The sequence below is a fragment of the Psychroserpens sp. NJDZ02 genome, assembly GCF_004843725.1.
GTDB lineage: Bacteria > Bacteroidota > Bacteroidia > Flavobacteriales > Flavobacteriaceae > Olleya.
The window spans coordinates 216655-234537 of record NZ_CP039451.1 but is presented as its reverse complement, the minus strand read 5'-3'; the positions used below and the strand labels follow the sequence as shown (position 1 = coordinate 234537).

Annotated in this window: 22 protein-coding genes and 1 tRNA gene; 13 read left to right on the top strand and 10 right to left on the bottom strand. The window is 32.0% G+C overall.

Translation table 11 applies throughout. From position 1 onward, the window contains the following. Positions 1–25: 25 nt before the first annotated feature. Positions 26–496 carry a hypothetical protein gene (locus tag E9099_RS01160; protein ID WP_136581919.1) on the bottom strand — a complete coding sequence of 157 codons (471 nt, stop codon included), beginning with the start codon at positions 494–496 and terminating at the stop codon, positions 26–28. A gap of 129 nt (positions 497–625) precedes the next feature. On the opposite strand from E9099_RS01160, the gene E9099_RS01155 reads away from it, so the two are divergent. Together E9099_RS01155 and E9099_RS01150 are read left to right on the top strand one after the other, a co-directional pair. Then, a complete protein-coding gene (locus E9099_RS01155; RefSeq protein ID WP_136581918.1) occupies positions 626–1558 on the top strand; it encodes a peptidylprolyl isomerase in 933 nt (310 codons plus the stop codon). Positions 1559–1651: 93 nt separating this feature from the next. Next, a complete protein-coding gene (locus E9099_RS01150; RefSeq protein ID WP_136581917.1) occupies positions 1652–2194 on the top strand; it encodes a YfiT family bacillithiol transferase in 543 nt (180 codons plus the stop codon). A gap of 3 nt (positions 2195–2197) precedes the next feature. Here E9099_RS01150 and E9099_RS01145 read toward each other — a convergent pair whose 3' ends face one another. Further along, entirely contained in the window at positions 2198–2602 is a 405-nt protein-coding gene (locus E9099_RS01145; protein ID WP_136581916.1) for an OsmC family protein, read from the bottom strand. A 233-nt stretch (positions 2603–2835) separates the two neighbouring features. Here E9099_RS01145 and E9099_RS01140 point away from each other — a divergent pair, with 233 nt between their 5' ends. Continuing rightward, on the top strand, positions 2836–3171 hold the full coding sequence (locus tag E9099_RS01140; protein WP_136581915.1) for a tRNA-binding protein: 336 nt from the start codon (positions 2836–2838) through the stop codon (positions 3169–3171). A gap of 32 nt (positions 3172–3203) precedes the next feature. Continuing rightward, entirely contained in the window at positions 3204–3359 is a 156-nt protein-coding gene (locus E9099_RS01135) for a hypothetical protein (RefSeq protein ID WP_168800696.1), read from the top strand. A 76-nt stretch (positions 3360–3435) separates the two neighbouring features. Here E9099_RS01135 and E9099_RS01130 read toward each other — a convergent pair whose 3' ends face one another. Next, positions 3436–3849, bottom strand: coding sequence for a PUR family DNA/RNA-binding protein (locus tag E9099_RS01130; protein ID WP_136581914.1), 414 nt, complete (start codon positions 3847–3849; stop codon positions 3436–3438). An 84-nt stretch (positions 3850–3933) separates the two neighbouring features. Further along, positions 3934–5676: an ABC transporter ATP-binding protein gene (locus tag E9099_RS01125; protein ID WP_136581913.1), complete on the bottom strand. Its 1743-nt coding sequence runs from the start codon at positions 5674–5676 to the stop codon at positions 3934–3936. Positions 5677–5822: 146 nt separating this feature from the next. On the opposite strand from E9099_RS01125, the gene E9099_RS01120 reads away from it, so the two are divergent. The 5 genes from E9099_RS01120 (at position 5823) to E9099_RS01100 (ending at position 9444) form a co-directional block, all read left to right on the top strand. After that, positions 5823–6926, top strand: coding sequence for a Glu/Leu/Phe/Val family dehydrogenase (locus tag E9099_RS01120; RefSeq protein ID WP_136581912.1), 1104 nt, complete (start codon positions 5823–5825; stop codon positions 6924–6926). Positions 6927–7069: 143 nt separating this feature from the next. After that, positions 7070–7981 carry a transcription antitermination factor NusB gene (nusB, locus tag E9099_RS01115; protein WP_136581911.1) on the top strand — a complete coding sequence of 304 codons (912 nt, stop codon included), beginning with the start codon at positions 7070–7072 and terminating at the stop codon, positions 7979–7981. Between the two features lie 84 nt (positions 7982–8065). Further along, a complete protein-coding gene (locus tag E9099_RS01110) occupies positions 8066–8563 on the top strand; it encodes a DUF1573 domain-containing protein (RefSeq protein ID WP_136581910.1) in 498 nt (165 codons plus the stop codon). Then, positions 8563–8859, top strand: coding sequence for a preprotein translocase subunit YajC (gene yajC, locus E9099_RS01105; RefSeq protein ID WP_136581909.1), 297 nt, complete (start codon positions 8563–8565; stop codon positions 8857–8859). The genes E9099_RS01110 and yajC overlap by 1 nt, the downstream gene beginning before the upstream one ends. Before the next feature lie 503 nt (positions 8860–9362). Then, positions 9363–9444: transfer RNA gene (locus tag E9099_RS01100), tRNA-Tyr, on the top strand. A 296-nt stretch (positions 9445–9740) separates the two neighbouring features. Here the strand turns inward: E9099_RS01100 and E9099_RS01095 are convergent. The 3 genes from E9099_RS01095 to E9099_RS01085 all read right to left on the bottom strand — a co-directional run bounded on the left by E9099_RS01095 (position 9741) and on the right by E9099_RS01085 (position 11300). Further along, complete coding sequence (locus tag E9099_RS01095) at positions 9741–10091, bottom strand: hypothetical protein (protein WP_240788932.1); 351 nt, start codon at positions 10089–10091, stop codon at positions 9741–9743. A 160-nt stretch (positions 10092–10251) separates the two neighbouring features. Then, positions 10252–10614 carry an SET domain-containing protein-lysine N-methyltransferase gene (locus E9099_RS19725; protein ID WP_136581907.1) on the bottom strand — a complete coding sequence of 121 codons (363 nt, stop codon included), beginning with the start codon at positions 10612–10614 and terminating at the stop codon, positions 10252–10254. A gap of 143 nt (positions 10615–10757) precedes the next feature. Next, positions 10758–11300 carry a hypothetical protein gene (locus E9099_RS01085; RefSeq protein WP_136581906.1) on the bottom strand — a complete coding sequence of 181 codons (543 nt, stop codon included), beginning with the start codon at positions 11298–11300 and terminating at the stop codon, positions 10758–10760. 546 nt (positions 11301–11846) lie between these two features. On the opposite strand from E9099_RS01085, the gene E9099_RS01080 reads away from it, so the two are divergent. Both E9099_RS01080 and E9099_RS01075 read left to right on the top strand, forming a co-directional pair. Beyond that, entirely contained in the window at positions 11847–12443 is a 597-nt protein-coding gene (locus tag E9099_RS01080; protein WP_136581905.1) for a superoxide dismutase, read from the top strand. 17 nt (positions 12444–12460) lie between these two features. Then, complete coding sequence (locus tag E9099_RS01075; RefSeq protein ID WP_240788930.1) at positions 12461–12901, top strand: tetratricopeptide repeat protein; 441 nt, start codon at positions 12461–12463, stop codon at positions 12899–12901. A 443-nt stretch (positions 12902–13344) separates the two neighbouring features. Here the strand turns inward: E9099_RS01075 and E9099_RS01070 are convergent, their stop codons facing one another. From E9099_RS01070 to pepT, 3 genes are all read right to left on the bottom strand, one after another. Further along, entirely contained in the window at positions 13345–13572 is a 228-nt protein-coding gene (locus tag E9099_RS01070) for a hypothetical protein (protein WP_205961012.1), read from the bottom strand. A gap of 170 nt (positions 13573–13742) precedes the next feature. Next, positions 13743–14825, bottom strand: coding sequence for an L-dopachrome tautomerase-related protein (locus E9099_RS01065; RefSeq protein ID WP_136581903.1), 1083 nt, complete (start codon positions 14823–14825; stop codon positions 13743–13745). A gap of 2 nt (positions 14826–14827) precedes the next feature. Beyond that, a complete protein-coding gene (gene pepT, locus E9099_RS01060) occupies positions 14828–16069 on the bottom strand; it encodes a peptidase T (RefSeq protein WP_136581902.1) in 1242 nt (413 codons plus the stop codon). Positions 16070–16220: 151 nt separating this feature from the next. Between pepT and E9099_RS01055 the strand changes: the two genes are divergently transcribed. Then, a complete protein-coding gene (locus E9099_RS01055) occupies positions 16221–17255 on the top strand; it encodes a quinone-dependent dihydroorotate dehydrogenase (protein ID WP_136581901.1) in 1035 nt (344 codons plus the stop codon). Further along, positions 17256–17882 carry a LysE family translocator gene (locus tag E9099_RS01050; protein WP_136581900.1) on the top strand — a complete coding sequence of 209 codons (627 nt, stop codon included), beginning with the start codon at positions 17256–17258 and terminating at the stop codon, positions 17880–17882. Position 17883: the final 1 nt, after the last annotated feature.

Below are 17883 nucleotides of genomic sequence, written 5' to 3'. Positions count from 1 at the left end.
TAAAAACATCTAATGACTTAAGTTATTAGATGTTTTCTTCTTCTACCTCGTTTTCAACATCTAAAATAGGAGTAAACACAAAATTGTTTTTCTTAAAGTTAAGCGTAATACTTTTGATAGTGGATCGTTTGATTTTTTCTACCGTGTCTTTTTCTATTTCAAAATCTATTCTAGTAGAGTTGCCCTTAAAAATATCTATTGGATCAGACTCTATTTCGTCCATGTCAGATTTTAAATTTAAACTGTAACCGTCACCTTCTACTAATAACGTTGCGCCAGTTTTGGTTTTAGTATTCAGTTTTCCAACAATATAGGTTTGTAAATAATAGTAGCCACCCAGCTCATTATAACCAGCATAAATAACATTTTGATCTCCTACACCTAACGGTTGGTCTTCACTATGTTTTAAAATAGTTTCAATATAATTAGCATTAATTAATGCGTGGTCTTCTTTATTACTGTTGTTTCCTCCAAATAGTTTACTAAATACTCCCATAATTGCTTTTTATTCTTGTCCAAATCTAATACAATTTATCAGAATAGGATTCAATTAAAAAAAACCATCACGCATCGCTAATAACTTTTAACTTCTTTATATCTTTGCAGTTCATTAAAAAACAATGCAATGCAAGACGGTTTATACGCAAAATTTAATACGAATAAAGGCGAAATTTTAGTCGCTTTAGAATTTGAAAAGACTCCTGGAACAGTTGGTAACTTTGTTGCTTTAGCAGAAGGGAATATGGAGAACTCTGTAAAACCTCAAGGAACACCTTACTATGATGGTTTAAAATTTCACAGAGTAATAGATAATTTTATGGTACAAGGTGGTTGTCCACAAGGTACCGGAACTGGAAATCCAGGATATAAGTTTGATGACGAGTTTCATCCTGATTTAAAACACAGTGGACCTGGTATTTTAAGTATGGCTAACTCTGGACCTGGTACTAACGGAAGTCAGTTTTTTATTACACACGTTGCTACAGATTGGTTAGATGGTAATCATACCGTTTTTGGAAATGTTGTCAAAGGACAAGACGTTGTTGATGCTATTGGACAAGATGACCATATTGATACTTTAGAAATAGTTAGAGTTGGTGCTGATGCAGAAAAATTTAATGCTATTGAAGCGTTTAGAACATTTGAAGGTGCAAGAGAAAAACGTGTGGCTGCAGAGCGTGAAGCTAAAAGTGCAGAATTAGATAAATTAGCAGCAGGTTTTGAAGAAACATCAAGTGGTTTACGTTACCAAATTATCCAAAAAGGATCTGGTAAAAAAGCAGAAAAAGGAAATCAAGTTTCTGTACATTATAAAGGACAATTAGCAGACGGAACTGTTTTTGATAGTTCTTATAAACGTAATCAACCTTTAGATTTTCAAGTAGGAGTAGGTCAAGTTATTTCTGGTTGGGATGAAGGTATTCAGTTATTACATGTTGGTGATAAAGCCCGTTTTGTAATACCTTCAGACTTAGGTTACGGATCAAGAGGAGCAGGCGGAGCAATTCCACCAGATGCTGTACTTATTTTTGACGTAGAGTTAGTTGCAGTAAACTAATCCATCTGCTGTTGACTTTTTGTCAAGAGCATTTAAAATATAAACCTCACAGTTTTTTTAAATCTGTGAGGTTTTTTGATTTATATTTACAGCATGACAGACCAAGAATTAGAATCATTAAAGTATCCAATAGGGCTATTTGATTGTCCAACAATGATAACTGCTGCGACTATTGAGGCATGGATTTCTATCTTAGAACATTTCCCTAATCGTTTAGAACAATTGGTAAGTAATCTGTCAGATAAACAATTAGATACTGCTTACAGACCGGATGGTTGGACCGTGAGGCAAGTTGTGCATCATGTGGCCGATAGTCATCATCATAGTTACATTCGTTTCAAGTGGGCTATGACGGAAGATAATCCGCTTATAAAAGCTTACGACGAAAATACTTGGGCTGCGCAACATGATTACAATCAACCAATAACTATATCTTTATTACATATTAAAGCAGTACACGCTAAGCTGGTTTATTATTTAAAAGGATTAAGTATCGAGCAGTTGCAACGGACGTTTATTCACCCAGAGAGTCAGGAGACGGTAGCTTTAAATAAAAATGTAGGTATCTATGCTTGGCATAGTAATCACCATTATGCGCATATTGAAGCTTTAGTCAAACGTGAAGGTTGGGCTTAATACTTAGTCAACTATTTTTTTAACGTCACCGACTATCGTGCAGCATTGACTAACCGTGTTGTATATGGTACCAAATTTTTCAATATTTTTTTTAAGTAAATTAATATTTAAAGTTTCGTCTTGACTATATACTATTAACTCATAATTAATTTGATCCATTCTTGGTGGTTTTTCTAAACGAATGGCATTTACTGTGATTTCAGCTGTATTGTATTCAAAGTGCATTAGGTCAGAGAAACGTTCTACATTTTTAAGAATACATGCTGAAAATGAACTTAGAAACAACTCAGCCGGATTGGCTAACGTATCAGCAGAATCTTTTGTTGTTCCAAAGTTAATCTCAGTGTTTTTAATCTGTATAGACGCATTATTTTTTGCAGTTGAAGTTGCTTTCATTGAATAGTTCATAGGTTTCTTTTTACTTGTAATTAAGGTGTGTTCTTTTTAATGAAACAGTGCTCCGTTAATTTAATTTATTATAATAGGCGAGTAACACCATCAAAAAAGAGAGCTATATAAAGATAAGAATTTCTCTAATTTTAAATCGAAATTCTTATCGGTTTTAAATGATATCGTTTTTAATATTTCATTTTAAAATATTACATTGCAGTATAACCACAAACAAACTAACCAATTAAGTCATGAGTGATACTATCCAATTTGAGGACTTTACCAAAGTAGATTTACGTATTGGTACAATTATAGAAGTTAATGATTTTCCTGAAGCTAGAAAGCCTGCCTATCAGTTAACGATTGATTTTGGAGGTTTGGGAATAAAAAAAACAAGTGCACAAATAACAACGTTATATAAAAAGGAAGAATTATTGAATAGGCAAATTGTTGCCGTAGTAAATTTTCCTAGAAAACAGATTGCTAAATTTATGAGCGAGTGTCTTGTGCTTGGAGCAGTTAGCGGAAAAGATGTTATATTACTTAACCCTGAGAGTAACGTGCCTAATGGTACTGTTGTGTCGTAATAGATGTCCGATATAAATCAGGCACTAGAACATTGATCATAACCCTGTTTGGTGTTGCTTTGGGTATAAATCTTCCAGATTTTAAAGAGCTGTCTGAACAACCAAAACCTATTCTGTTAGGTTTATTAGCTCAGTTTGTCGTGTTGGTGGGGATTGTCTTCTGTTTTAATATTGTTTTTGATATATAATAAAACATAAAAAAAGCCTTTTCTAATTTAGAAAAGGCTTTTTTATTGGTTAACTAACACTACTAGTTAATACTTATTAGATATCATCAAAATCTACATCTGTAAATCTACTTTCAGCAGTTGCTGTATCATTGGTTGTTTCAGTAGACGCTACTTCTTTAACTACGTCTGGTTTTGGTGTATCGTATTCTTTTTTGAAATCTTTTTGGTGACGCTCACTAATCACTTCATCTCCTTTTTCGTTGATGATATAATCTGTCATTTCTTTTAAGATTTCATTAAATTCGCTAAAATCTTCTTTGTATAAATAGATTTTATGTTTTTTATAATGAAATGATCCATCATCATTTGTAAACTTTTTACTTTCTGTAATCGTTAAGTAATAATCATCTGCTTTTGTCGCTCTTACATCAAAGAAGTAAGTTCGTCTTCCCGCTCTTAATACTTTCGAAAAAATCTCTTCCTTCTCCATCATCTCGTTATTATGCATAATTCTTATTTTGTGTTGTTGGTTAATTCTCTCTCAAAAATCAAAAAAAAAGTTGGATGCGACAAGGCTTTTATGTAAATCTTTTTACTTCGTAGTTTTTAAATATAACTCTTTATAGTAGCCATCGGTGTTAATAAGCTGATTATGTGTTCCCGATTGTACAATTTGTCCATCGTCTAAAACTATAATATGATCTGCATTTTTAGCAGAAGAAATCCTATGACTAACAATTATCGTTGTTTTGTCTTTAGTGATGGTTTTAAGATTGGTTAGTATTTTTTCTTCAGTTTCTGTATCTACAGCCGATAAGCAGTCATCAAATAACATAATTTCCGGCTTTTTAATAATGGCTCTAGCAATGGAGACGCGTTGTTTTTGACCACCAGATAAAGTAATACCACGCTCGCCTAAAACAGTGCTGTATTGCTTTTTAAACTTAATAATGTTTTTGTGTACTTGTGCTAGTTTTGCAGCTTCAATAACTTCTTGATCCGTTGCATTTTCTTTTCCAAATTTGATGTTATTATTAATACTGTCGCTAAACAAGAAGGCATCTTGTGGGACGTAACCAGTCGCATCACGTAAGCTAAATAAATTTAAAGATTGGATAGGGGTGTGGTCTATTAATATTTCGCCTTTAGTGACATCATATAAACGACCAACTAAATCTAAAATAGTCGATTTTCCAGACCCTGTTTTTCCTATTATGGCTAATGTTTCTCCTGAATTAACTTTAAAACTAACGTCTTTTAAGGCTTGTATATTAGTGTCGTCATAGGTAAATGAGACATTTTTAAATTCGATATCACCTTTTATTATAGAAGGCTGAAGATTTTTATTTTGTATTTCAGGTTCCGTTTGTAAAAACTCGTTAATACGTTGTTGAGAGGCTTCTGCTTCTTGCACAATGGAGGTTACCCAACCAACAGTTGCTACTGGCCAAGTTAGTAAGTTTACGTACATGATAAACTCAGAGATGGTTCCTAAGCTAATTTCACCATTCATATATTGTTTCCCTCCAATGTATATAACCAAAACGTTACTTAATCCAATTAGTAAAATCATCATCGGAAAAAAGAGAGCTTGGATTTTAACTAAATTTAGTTGTTTTTGTTTACTAGTTTCCGACAGCTGTTCGAAGCTAGCAGAAGTTTGTGGTTCAATACCATAGGCTTTGATTACAGAAATACCACTAAACGTTTCTTGAGAAAATGTAGATAGTTTTGATAAATATTGTTGAACAACAGTACTGCGTTTATGGATTTCTGAGCTTATTTTGTAAATTATTATGGACAAAATAGGTAAAGGAATAATAGTATATAGGGTTAGCATTGGTGCTTGTTTAAACATAAAAACAAGAGCAACTATAAATAAAGTCAAGGTATTTATACTGTACATGATGGCAGGACCTGCATACATACGGACCTTACCAACATCTTCGCTAATACGGTTCATTAAATCTCCGGTTCTATTCTTTTTGTAAAAATTTAGAGACAATTTTTGATATTGTTGGTAGATTTCGTTTTTTAAATCAAATTCAATATAACGAGACACATTAATGATCGTTTGTCGCATCCAAAAAGTTAAGATGCCAGATAGGACTGCAGACCCAATTATAAGCAAAATGTATTTGAGGAGTTTGGCTTTATAGGCGACTTCACTAGTTTCTGGGTTTTGTAGTTGGTCATTGATGACGTCTATAATCGAACCAATAAATTTGGGTACAAATACCGTAAATAATTTAGAAACTATAGTAATTAGAACACCAATGATTATTTGTGTTCTATATTTGTAAAAATATTTGTTAATATGTTGTAATTCTTTCATTTAATACAAAAGGTAGATTTAAAATATTTTTAACAATAATACAATTTAGCATGCTAATTATTGTTTTTTTAGTAATTATGAGTTAATATTGTGTACTGATTTTACAAATAATGTAATGTCTATACCTTAAATTAAATGTATACTAAATGGTTTCAGAATTAATTAACACTAATCAATTATCAAAAGCAGATCCTGTTTTTGGACAATTATCTTTCGATAATCACGAACAGGTCGTTTTTTGCAACGACAAAGATACAGGATTAAAAGCAATAATTGGAATTCATAACACAGTTTTAGGACCTGCATTAGGAGGTACTAGAATGTGGCAATATGCTAACGAATGGGAAGCATTAAATGACGTACTACGTTTGTCTAGAGGGATGACCTTTAAGTCTGCTATAACAGGTTTAAACCTTGGAGGAGGTAAAGCTGTTATAATAGGAGATGCAAAAACACAAAAAACGCCAGAATTAATGAAGCGTTTTGGAGAGTTTGTGCATAGTTTAAGTGGACGATATATTACGGCAGAAGATGTTGGTATGGAAACTGCCGATATGGATTTAGTTAGAGAGGTAACACCTTACGTTACAGGTATCTCTGAAGATAAAGGTGGGGCAGGTAATCCATCTCCAATTACGGCTTATGGCGTTTTTATGGGAATGAAAGCTGCTGCTAAATATAAATTTGGTTCAGATGTTTTAGAAGATAAAACAGTGATAGTACAAGGTATTGGGCATGTTGGTGAGTCTTTAGTAGAGCATTTAACCAATGATGGTGCTAAAGTTATTATTGATGATATTAATGAAGAACGTCTTGAGGCTATCAGTAAAAAATATGGAGCTTCTATATATAAAGGAAGTAATGTATATGCAGAGGATGTAGATATTTATGCGCCTTGTGCTTTAGGAGCAACAATAAATGATACTACAATTAATTCTATTCGCGCTAAGGTGATTGCAGGAGCAGCAAACAACCAATTAGCAGATGAGATTAAACATGGTCGTTTATTACAAGAAAAAGGAATTGTTTATGCACCAGATTTTTTAATTAATGCTGGTGGAATTATAAATGTTTATGCAGAGCTTGAAAACTACGGTAAACAGGAGATAATGAGAAAGACAGAAAACATCTACAATACCACGTTAGAAATTTTAAGTAATGCTGGAACTAATGATATTACAACGCATCAAGCGGCTTTAAATATAGCTTTAAGCAGAATTGAGGCTAGAAAAAAAGAAAATCAGCAATAGATATCATTTAAAAGACTATTTTTGCAAGGCGTAAGTGAAAACTTGCGCCTTTTTTAATTAATAACATAAAAGTATTTCAAGCTAATTGAAATCTAAAGTTCTTTGTAAGTATGCTAAGTAGAAGACATATCCGTGTTAAAGTAATGCAAGTATTATATGCATTTAATGGTACAGAAAGTGATGATTTTTCAAAAGATCAAAAATTTTTATTATACAGTATAGATAACATGTATAGTTTGTATCTGATGTTACTATCTTTAATGGTAGAGGTGAACAAAAGATCCAAAAATCAGTTAGAAACCATTCAGAAAAAGCATTTAGCGACTCAGGAAGAAAAAAATCCAAACAAAAAACTTATAAATAATCAGGTATTACAACTTATTGCCAACAACGAAGCTTTAAAAATAGCTTTTGCTAATAACAATATTAATAATTGGCAGTTAGATAACGAGTATGTAGATATTATTTACAAAGCTATTATAGCTAGTGATTTGTATAAAGAATATATGCAAACTAAAACGTCTACCTTTAAAGAAGATCGCGATTTTATAGTTGATGTTTTTAAAGAAATTATTGCTCCAAACGAAAAGCTTTACGATTATATTGAAGATAAAAACTTAACTTGGTTAGATGATCTTCCAACAGTTAATACAGCGATCTTAAAGTTACTACGTAAAATTAAAGAGTCTTCTGACGAGCGTTTTTTAACACCTAAGTTATATAAGGATATCGAAGACAAAGAATATGCGATTAAATTGTTTAAAAAAACGTTGTTAAATCAATCTAAATTAAGCGAAGAAATCACAGCTAAAACTAAAAATTGGGATACGGAGCGTATTGCAAGTATAGATTTAGTATTATTAAAAATGGCTATTTGCGAACTTAAAGAATTTCCGTCTATACCAACTAAAGTAACTATAAACGAATATTTAGAAATTGCTAAAGAATACTCGACACCAAAAAGTAGTATTTTTATAAACGGTATACTAGACAAATTGTTAAAAGAGTATCAAGCAGATGGAAAATTAAATAAAGTGGGAAGAGGATTGATGTAGTTAAAAATTATTATTATTTTTACACTTCAAATATCCTAAAATCAGAAGTCCAAAAAGGATTTCAACAAATTTAAAATAAGTATTATGAAAAAAGTATTGATTCTATTAAGTGCCGTATGCTTAATGAGCTTAACGGCATGTAAGCAAGATGCAGCAGCAAAAATTGACCCAAGTAACATAAGTGCAGCAGCAGAAAGAGATGCTCAATCTGGAAAATTACCAGTAATCACTTTTGATAAAAAAGATCATGATTTTGGACAAATTGTATCAGGAACACCTCAAGAAACAGTGTTTTCTTACACAAATACAGGTGAAGCACCATTAGTGATTACAGATATTAAAAGTACTTGTGGATGTACAGTACCAAAAGATTGGTCTAAAGAACCATTAGCAGTAGGAGCATCTGATAAATTTACAGTTAAATTTAACGGTAAAGGCGCTAACAAAACATCTAAAGTGATTAATATTACTGCTAACACAGCAACAGGAAAAGAATCTGTTAAGATTTCTGCATTTATTACTCCTGACCCTAATGCACCAGTTAAAGGGGCAAATACTAACTTAGGACCAGTTACTAAATAATGGAAGGAATTAGCGGATTTTTACCTATAATAGCCATGTTTGCTGTTGTGTATTTCTTTATGATTGCACCACAAATGAAACGTGCAAAAAAAGAAAAAGTATTTGCTGCCGAGTTAAAACGTGGTGATAGAGTTATCACTAAAAGTGGATTGCACGGAAAGGTTGCAGAGCTTAACGATAAAGATAATAGTTGTGTTATAGAGACGATGTCTGGAAAGTTAAAATTTGACCGTTCTGCTATTTCTATGGAAATGAGCTCAGCATTAAACAAACCAACTGTAGCATTGAAAAAATAAGCTACAGTTATAAGTAATAAAAGAAGGCGACCAATTGGTCGCCTTCTTTTATTTAAGGCCTTTTATTATCAATGCTGTTTATATGTAGTCTTATAAATATTAAAGACAAGCATGGGATATGCGTTTTTTATACGGTTTGTGCTCTTAATTGGATGTCTTTGTAAGTTTACCTGGATATGTTTTATAAACGCTTTAAAAGAAGCTTTAAATAGGTTGTGTCGTTAGGTTTAATTATTGAGAATATTACTGTAGCTAATAAGACGTGTTCATTAGTTATCTAAACACTACATTTATTTGCTTTTAAGCTTTTTTGATAGCTGTTTTTTTTGGCTAATACGTTCTGAAATGGTAATTAATAGGTTAAATGCCATGAATTACTTGAAAAAACAAATATTTTTAAAGTAATAAATAATTAGAAATCAGCAGGTTTGAAATTATTTTAAAAAAAGTGCATTATTTTGCTTTGAAGTATGTAAAACTTAAATATATTTGCAGTCAACAAAGGGGAGATACTCAAGCGGCCAACGAGGGCAGACTGTAAATCTGCTGACTACGTCTTCGTAGGTTCGAATCCTACTCTCCCCACATTTTATTAAAAAGCCTTTTCATTTGAGAAGGCTTTTTTTATGCTTTATATCTTTGTTATTCGTTGTTTATAATCAAGTATTTTACCTGCAAAAGCAAAAAAGCCAAAACAGATGTGTTTTGGCTTTTTTGTTGTGGCATTCTATAAAGTAATCTAAATTTATGTCTACTTTATTTTGCAATAGTATATGACGTCGTAAATTGTTCTGACTACAGATTATTAGTGTTATTACCTATAATACACCGTTCAAAATTTACTAATCTTATAAAAAGCAAAGACAAACTAATGGATAGTTTTAGTTTTCAGTAAGTGCTTTCTTGTAATATTTTAAATCTAATATGTTCATGCTATTATCAAGGTTTTTGATAAGAGAAATCACATATTTAAGACTTTCTACTGGATCTATTTCGATTGTTGCTTCTTCTTCAGTCTCTTCAACTTCCGCGTCTAATTCAGAATCATCATCTAAAGGCGTATCCTCAGGGATAGCTATTAAAAAAGAGTCATTCTCTTCGATATGTTCATAAGTGTAACGCAATACTTTTACAGCAAGAGGGATTTCTCTCTCTATTGTATATTCTCTTAGCGCTTTAATGTCTTCAATTAATGCATCTGTATTAATACCTGTAGTATCTAGGTCTTTCAAGATTTTGTTTACTAGTGCAATTGCTTTTTTATTTTCCAAAGGGCAAAATTATAAATGTGATTAGTTACTGACTCAGAGTTGCAAATTTAATTTTTTTTGTCCTTACGGGAAATCAAATACAGATGTTTATTTTAAAATAAATGTAATTTGTGACTATTAGCTATCTTTTAGTCAGGTTTTTCCAATAGGGTTTGCCGTATCCACAGAATATTTCTGCACCAAACTTTATGTGTTTAGTCGCTTTTAGGCACACATTAAGATCATCATCTAATGTAATTTTAGCATTATTTTTAAATAGGGAGTTAGAATCTCCTTTGGCATCGTTAGCATATTTAGCAAAACAATCTATATGCATGCTATCCATAATACTGCCATCTAACAAATTAATAAAGTATTTGTCATGGTTTAGTTGTATTCTTTTATCTGCTTCAATAGCATCAATAATCTCACCTTTAAATAAGGATATGATTTCATTTTTATAAATGGCTATTGCTGTAAATAGTCCATTACCGGCTTCAGGTATTTGCGATGCTTTAACAAATAAATAATCTGATTCTTCAGCATCTATCGTATTATTGTGTGTAGTAGTGTTTGTGATGATACTAGTGCTTTAGTGCTGTGGTTTTATTAAACATATTGGTTAGGGATACTTACGTATTGGTTAAACTAATCTTTTGTTTTCTTTTCTATTAGTTCTAAATTAATTTTTTCTCCTGTCCAATCTTTGTGTTTCTTAACTAATTCTAACGTTTTTTCTATTGAGAGATTCTTTTTTTTAGTAAGTATTTCGTCATAAATACTTAAGTTTTTAGAGTCTTTAAAGTAGACCATATTGGCAGCCGAAAACAGTGGTGCTTTAATCTCTTTTCCGTTACTTATCTTGATGCTATTAGTAATGACTTTCTCACTAAGGGTTTGCTTGTTTCCATTGGTACTAACGGTTCCTTCAAACTGTATTAATGTAAAGTAATTTAGGATACTATCGGTACTAGTAGATTGTTGTGTTTTAGGATTGTTTTTTGTCTTAGCCGATATAAAATCAATATGATAAGCACTATCATTAACAATTTTAAGTACGACTAGTTCGCCACGATTAGTTTTATATATTGTTTGATCTTTTGGTATGTCGCTCTCTGTGTTTTTTTTGCTGTTGTTACAACTAGTAAGAGTTATTATAAATAGGATATAAAGTAGGTTGGTTATTTTCATTTGATACAGTTTTATTTTTTGTTGGTACTACGCGATATAGTAGGATGCAATAGTATTCAATAAATCTAATTTTATTATTATTTTTTACTTCTTTTTTTGCTTCTTTTTTAAAAAGGAGTTTCCATTGGGTGCTTTTTTAGGGTGAGCTTTAGTGTCTTTGTGTGTACTGTAATTCTCATTGTTTTTTTCTAAAGTGATATTATACAAGGAATTTCCTTTTTACTATAATATTGGATTATAGTGTTGTTTTGGATTATAGTAAGCTGTGATCATGTAATAATTTATAGAAGTTGTGTTTCCAAAAAGTAGTGGTATTATTTTAGATTTCAAATTTTGTTGTTAAATTGTTTTTTAGACTAATCTAAAATATTATTTTTTCGAGACTAATATTGTTTTTTGTTTTAATTAAAATAGTGCTTTTAGAATGATTTTAACAGTTAGGTAAACTACTAAACATACATTTTGTGTCAATCAAAATGTTAGCTACTGTTTAAGAAATAACAATAAATGAGTTTGTAAACATGAAATAATTAAAAACAGATATCTATGAAAATTACACACCAATTACCTGAGCTTCCTTTTAATAAAAGTGCGCTCAATCCTATTATTACCGAGGAGACGTTTGATTATCATTACGGAAAACATCATGCGGCTTACGTTAATAACCTAGCGACACTAATACAAGATACTGAGTTAATCAATTTTAGTATTGAAGACATCATTAAAAAAGGATTTTATGAAAAGAATGCCAGTCTATTCAATAATGCAGCGCAACATTGGAGTCATACTTTTTTCTGGAATTGTCTATCTCCAAATGGCGGAAAGGCTCCAGTAGGGAGAATAACTGAATTAATTACTCGAGATTTTGGAAGCTTTGAGCTATTTAAAGATCAATTTTCTAATGCGGCCATTAAGTTATTTGGTTGCGGTTGGGCTTGGTTAGTACAGGATGAAAATGATAAACTTGAAATTATTGCCATGAAAGAAGCGCAAACACCTTTAATCTTAAATAAAAAACCAATTCTGACATTGGATGTTTGGGAGCATGCCTATTATATTGATTATAAAAATGCACGTCCAAAATTTGTAGAAGGTTTTTGGGATATTGTTAATTGGGATTTTGCTAATAAAAATGTAATATAACAATGAGTGATACATGTATGAACCACATAGAAAGACATTGGCAAACATTAACAGTCTCTAACAATTTGCTTTTTAATAAAGGACATTTTGAAACGGCATTATCAGGTTATAAAGACGCTTTGTATAGAGCAGAAGTTTTAAATAATAATATTGCGGATTGTGTTCGTTTGCAAACCCCATTTGTTCAGGTATATATTATTTCTTGTAATAATTTAGCGAATACTTATGAGGAGTTAGGATGTCTTGAGGATGCAGAGAAAATGTTAAAAAGAGTCGTGTACTATTTATTACTCTTAATTAATAAAAAAGTAGTAAATAGTGATGAAATACAATCAGAACTTAAAAGGGCTTCTATTGCTTATTCCTGTTTTGTAGAAAAGCATGACGTCATTAAAACCAAACAAAATAGGGTGTTTAATGATTTAAAGGAACAGTTAATGGTGCATAATTTAATATAGTATATTAGAAATTAGTTAATAATACTCTATTTTTAAGAAACCGATTTTAAGTTTTTAATCAGTAATTACCTTATTTTATACGCAGCTACTAATTAGCTTGAAACCGAGTATATAATAATAGGTTATCAAATTTGATATCCCATTAGTATGTATGATTTTATAGTGGTATAAGTGTTAAAATAGAAGGTAACATATTAAACAGCATTTTCAAATTTGAGGGTTAGCATCGTTGTTTAATATGTCTGATTTCTAAATGCTTAAGATACTTATTATTAGTGTTAAATTAGGTCTTAAGTTTGATGACCTTTAGCCGGTTAGTTTGAATTATATATAAGAATAGTTACGTATGTGGAGGCTAATGATTTCTTATCGAAATTATATTGTACCCAATACGTAACTATTTTTTTAATACTACATCACTTTTTAAAGGTAATGGTTATTATTTAGTTTTGTGGTTTGTAAATTGCTCCTGTAGCAAAGTCCACTATTAATCCTGGTGCGAATAGAACAATATTAGCAATCAAAGCACCAACTCTTACTGATCTTTGTTGTTGCCCTGGTGCTGGTTTCGTTTTTTGATGTGCATTTACTTTTCCTCCAAAAACTGTTGCACAGCTAGACATTGTTATTGCTATGAATCCAATGGCTATTACTTTTTTAATGTTTTTCATTTTTAAATAATTAATTTAGATTAATACTGTTTTACAAGGTTATCTAGGGTTTTGTTGAATGCAAATAAATATACTGAATAAGCAATACTATTAAGTTTCACAATTTGTACTACTTGAAGCTAGTCCCTTTTTTTGACTTAGTTTCTAGCTTTGGTAGTCGCGAAAAAAAACTAGTCTTTTAATGCTATTTTATTCACTTGAAACGTCATTGTTGGAATAGGTCCTGTAATTTCGTTAATACGCGAATTGGTATAGTATAAATCACCATTATAAATACTAAAGGTATCTGCCCAACGTACCATTTCACCTTTTGCTATAGTTGTTGTCATTCCGTTTAAATCTCTTTTTAAAATATCGTTATTTTCTAAATCGGCATAATAAAGATTACCCGATTGGTCAAAGATCATTCCGTCGGGTGCAGCTGTTTTATCAACAACTTCTACCGCAGCAGCAATCTCGTCATCTGTTGCGTTAATTAGTACAGCAGTGGACACAGCGTATAGTGTATAGCCTGTTAAGGCATGAAAATATAACACATCATCTATTAGGTTTAGAGCAATACCATCAGAATGTACTGTATTTACCCATTGTTTACCATTAATCGTTAGATGATCCGTTTCTGCAGTCGTAGAGACATGATCCGTTAATACACGTTTAAAGGTACCGTTTTCTAAATTTAGAAGTAATAAACCAGCATGTCCTGAATCTGTAAAATAAGCAACGTTATTTTTACGATCGATACGAACATCATTAATATAAGAATCTTTAAAAAACACCTCTTCTGTTAGTGTATACGTTTGCTTTAAAGTGTTGTTGTCTAAATCGAAAACAAATAGTTTGGGATTAGATAACACCCCTTTAAAAAAAGGATTTCTAGTATCTACTACAAACAATTCTTTTTGAGAAGCAACTACAGATTGGACGGCAACAAAAGTTGTGTCCGTTAAAGGGGAGTCTGCAGTCCAGCTATTCCAATTTTTATTTGGAAAAGGAATAGAGTGTCCATTCACCACTTCTGTAACCGAATGTTTTACTGTTGGTCTCCATCTAGGAAAGTTAACAAATACACGTCCTGCATCACTTACAGTAACACCCGTAACTTGTTGCCCCGTAAATTCTGCAACCTCTGTAATAGTTGCTAATTCGTTGGTTTTAGTAGAGGTTTCAGTAGTTGTAACTTCAGGATGTTTAGTCTCCTTTTTACAAGCAATACTACTGACGACCAAAGCCGATAATACTAATAGTTTTTTCATAATTATTTATTTTTATCAGCAGTAATTTCACAAATCTTACAAATTACTTCCGTTGCTTTAATCATACTTTCCACAGGAACATACTCATAACGGCCATGAAAATTGTGTCCTCCAGCAAAGATGTTCGGACAAGGTAAGCCCATGTAACTTAATTGTGAGCCATCTGTACCGCCGCGAATGGCTTTAATTAGTGGCTCAATGTTTAACTGCTTCATTGCTTCTTCTGCAATATCAACAATGTGCATTACAGGTTCCACTTTTTCTTTCATATTAAAATACTGATCCTTTATTTCAATAGTCACAACTTCTCTTTCATATTGTGCATTAAGCTCATCAGTAAGCTTTTGCATCATTTCTTTTCTAGCTTCAAAATGACCTAAATCGTGATCTCTGATAATGTATTCTAAAACGGTTTCTTCCACTTCCCCTGAGATAGAATATAGGTGGAAAAATCCTTGATAACCTTCCGTGTGTTCTGGAGTTTCCATGCGTGGTAACGAGTTGATAAACTCGGTAGCAATGTACATCGAATTGATCATTTTACCTTTAGCATAACCAGGGTGTACAATTTTTCCTTTTACTTTTACAACTGCGCCTGCAGCATTAAAGTTTTCGTATTCTAATTCTCCTATCTGACTACCATCCATGGTGTAAGCCCATTCGGCACCAAATTTTTCAACATCAAATTTATGTGCACCACGACCAATTTCTTCATCAGGTGTAAAGCCAACTCTAATTTTTCCGTGCTTGATTTGTGGATTAGCTACAAGATATTCCATTGCCGAAATAATCTCTGTAATACCAGCCTTATCATCCGCACCCAAAAGTGTTGTTCCGTCGGTTGTAATTAATGTTTGTCCTTTGTATAATAATAAGTCTTCAAAATAATCTGGAGACAATACAATATTTTCTTCCTTGTTTAAAATTATGTCTTCACCGTCGTAGCTATCAATAATTTGAGGTTTTACATTAGCACCTGTAAAATCAGGAGTTGTATCAAAATGCGAAATAAATCCAATAGTGGGCACATCATGAGCAACATTACTAGGTAAAGTAGCCATGATATAAGCATGCTTATCTATAGTCACGTCTTCTAGACCAATAGCTTTTAGCTCTTCGACTAACGCATTGGCTAAATCCCATTGTTTAGCAGTACTTGGTGTTGTGTCACTAGCTGGATCAGACTCTGTATCTACAGTGACGTATCCTACAAATCTTTTAATTATATCTTCTTTTGAAATCATTTTGTTGTGATTTAATGCGTTTTGTATTCCGTTGAAATGTTAAGTTAAATTAAATAATTTAACTGTACGTCAAAGTTACGATTATTAAGTTTTTTAGCTTTTGAATTGCTCAATTTTTTAATTAGAATTACTTTTGCGCAAACCTATTATCATGTACAAATCCCTTTTAAGACCTTTCTTTTTTAGTTTCGATCCTGAAAAAATTCATCATTTCACGTTTTCATTAGTAAAAGTGACGTCTAAAATCCCTGGTATGGCATCATTATATAGACGTTTATATGCCATTGAGGACCCTAAATTAGAACGTAAACTTTTCGGTTTAACCTTTAAAAATCCCGTAGGATTAGCGGCTGGTTTTGATAAAAATGCGGTATTGTATAACGAATTGGCAAACTTTGGTTTCGGTTTTATAGAAATTGGTACTGTGACTCCAAAAGGGCAAGCAGGTAATCCTAAAAAACGCCTATTTAGATTAAAAGACGACCAAGGGATTATTAATAGAATGGGGTTTAATAACGAAGGCTTAGAACAAGCTATCGTTCAACTTAAAAAAAATAAAGGCAAACTTATTATTGGTGGTAATATTGGGAAAAATACACAGACTAAACCTGAGGATTATACCAAAGATTATCTAGAGTGTTTTAACGGTTTACATCCCTACGTAGATTATTTTGTGCTGAATGTCAGTTGCCCAAATGTGGGGAGTCATGCTAAGTTAAATGATAAGGATTATTTGTTAGAATTAATTGGTACGGTGCAAAAGGCCAATAAGACCTTTACTAAGCAAAAGCCCATTTTACTTAAAATAGCGCCAGACTTAAATGACATACAATTAGACGAAATTATTGAACTAATTGCCGAAACTAATTTGGATGGTGTGATTGCAAGTAATACGTCTGTAGATCGGTCTAATTTAAAAGCGTCCGCAGAACGCTTAGCCGAAATAGGAAATGGTGGTGTCAGCGGACAACCGGTTAAAGAAAAATCAACAAAAGTGATTAAGTATCTAGCAGATAAAAGTAATAAAGCTTTTCCTATTATTGGAGTAGGAGGTATCCACGCGGCACAAGACGCTTTAGATAAGATACATGCTGGCGCTGATTTGGTACAGATTTACACCGGTTTTATTTATGAAGGACCAAGTCTAGTAAAAAAAATTAATAAAGCTATTTTACACAATAGTTAAATGAATTACGAGATCCTGTTTAGTTTTGTTTTAGCTACGATGGCATTAGCTGTATCTCCAGGTCCAGATAATATTTATGTATTAATGCAAAGTATTACCAATGGTCGTAAATATGGATTAGCCACGGTTTGTGGTTTAATTTCTGGTTGTTTATTGCATACCACGTTAGTGGCGTTTGGTGTGTCGGCCATAATTAAAGAAAGCGATACTTTATTTTTTATAATCAAAGCTTTAGGAGCTTTGTACTTATTATATTTAGCTTATAAAGTCTATAAAAGCGATGCTAAAGTGTCGTTAGGTAGTGCGGCTGTCCCTAAAAAAAGCTTAGGACAATTATATAAGCAAGGGGTGATCATGAATGTTTTAAATCCTAAAGTCTCTATTTTCTTTTTGGCTTTTTTTCCGGCATATTTATATAGTGATACCATAAGTACAGTGACTCAGTTTTATGTTTTGGGATTGATTTTTATGGCAACGTCTTTTATTGTTTTTGCATTAATCGCAATTTTAGCCGGTTTTATTTCGGATTATTTAAAACAAAGTAAAAATATCGGGTTGATTCTAAAGTGGTTACAGATTGTAGTCTTTATTGGGATTGCTATTTTTATATTCCTTTCAGAAAAATAAC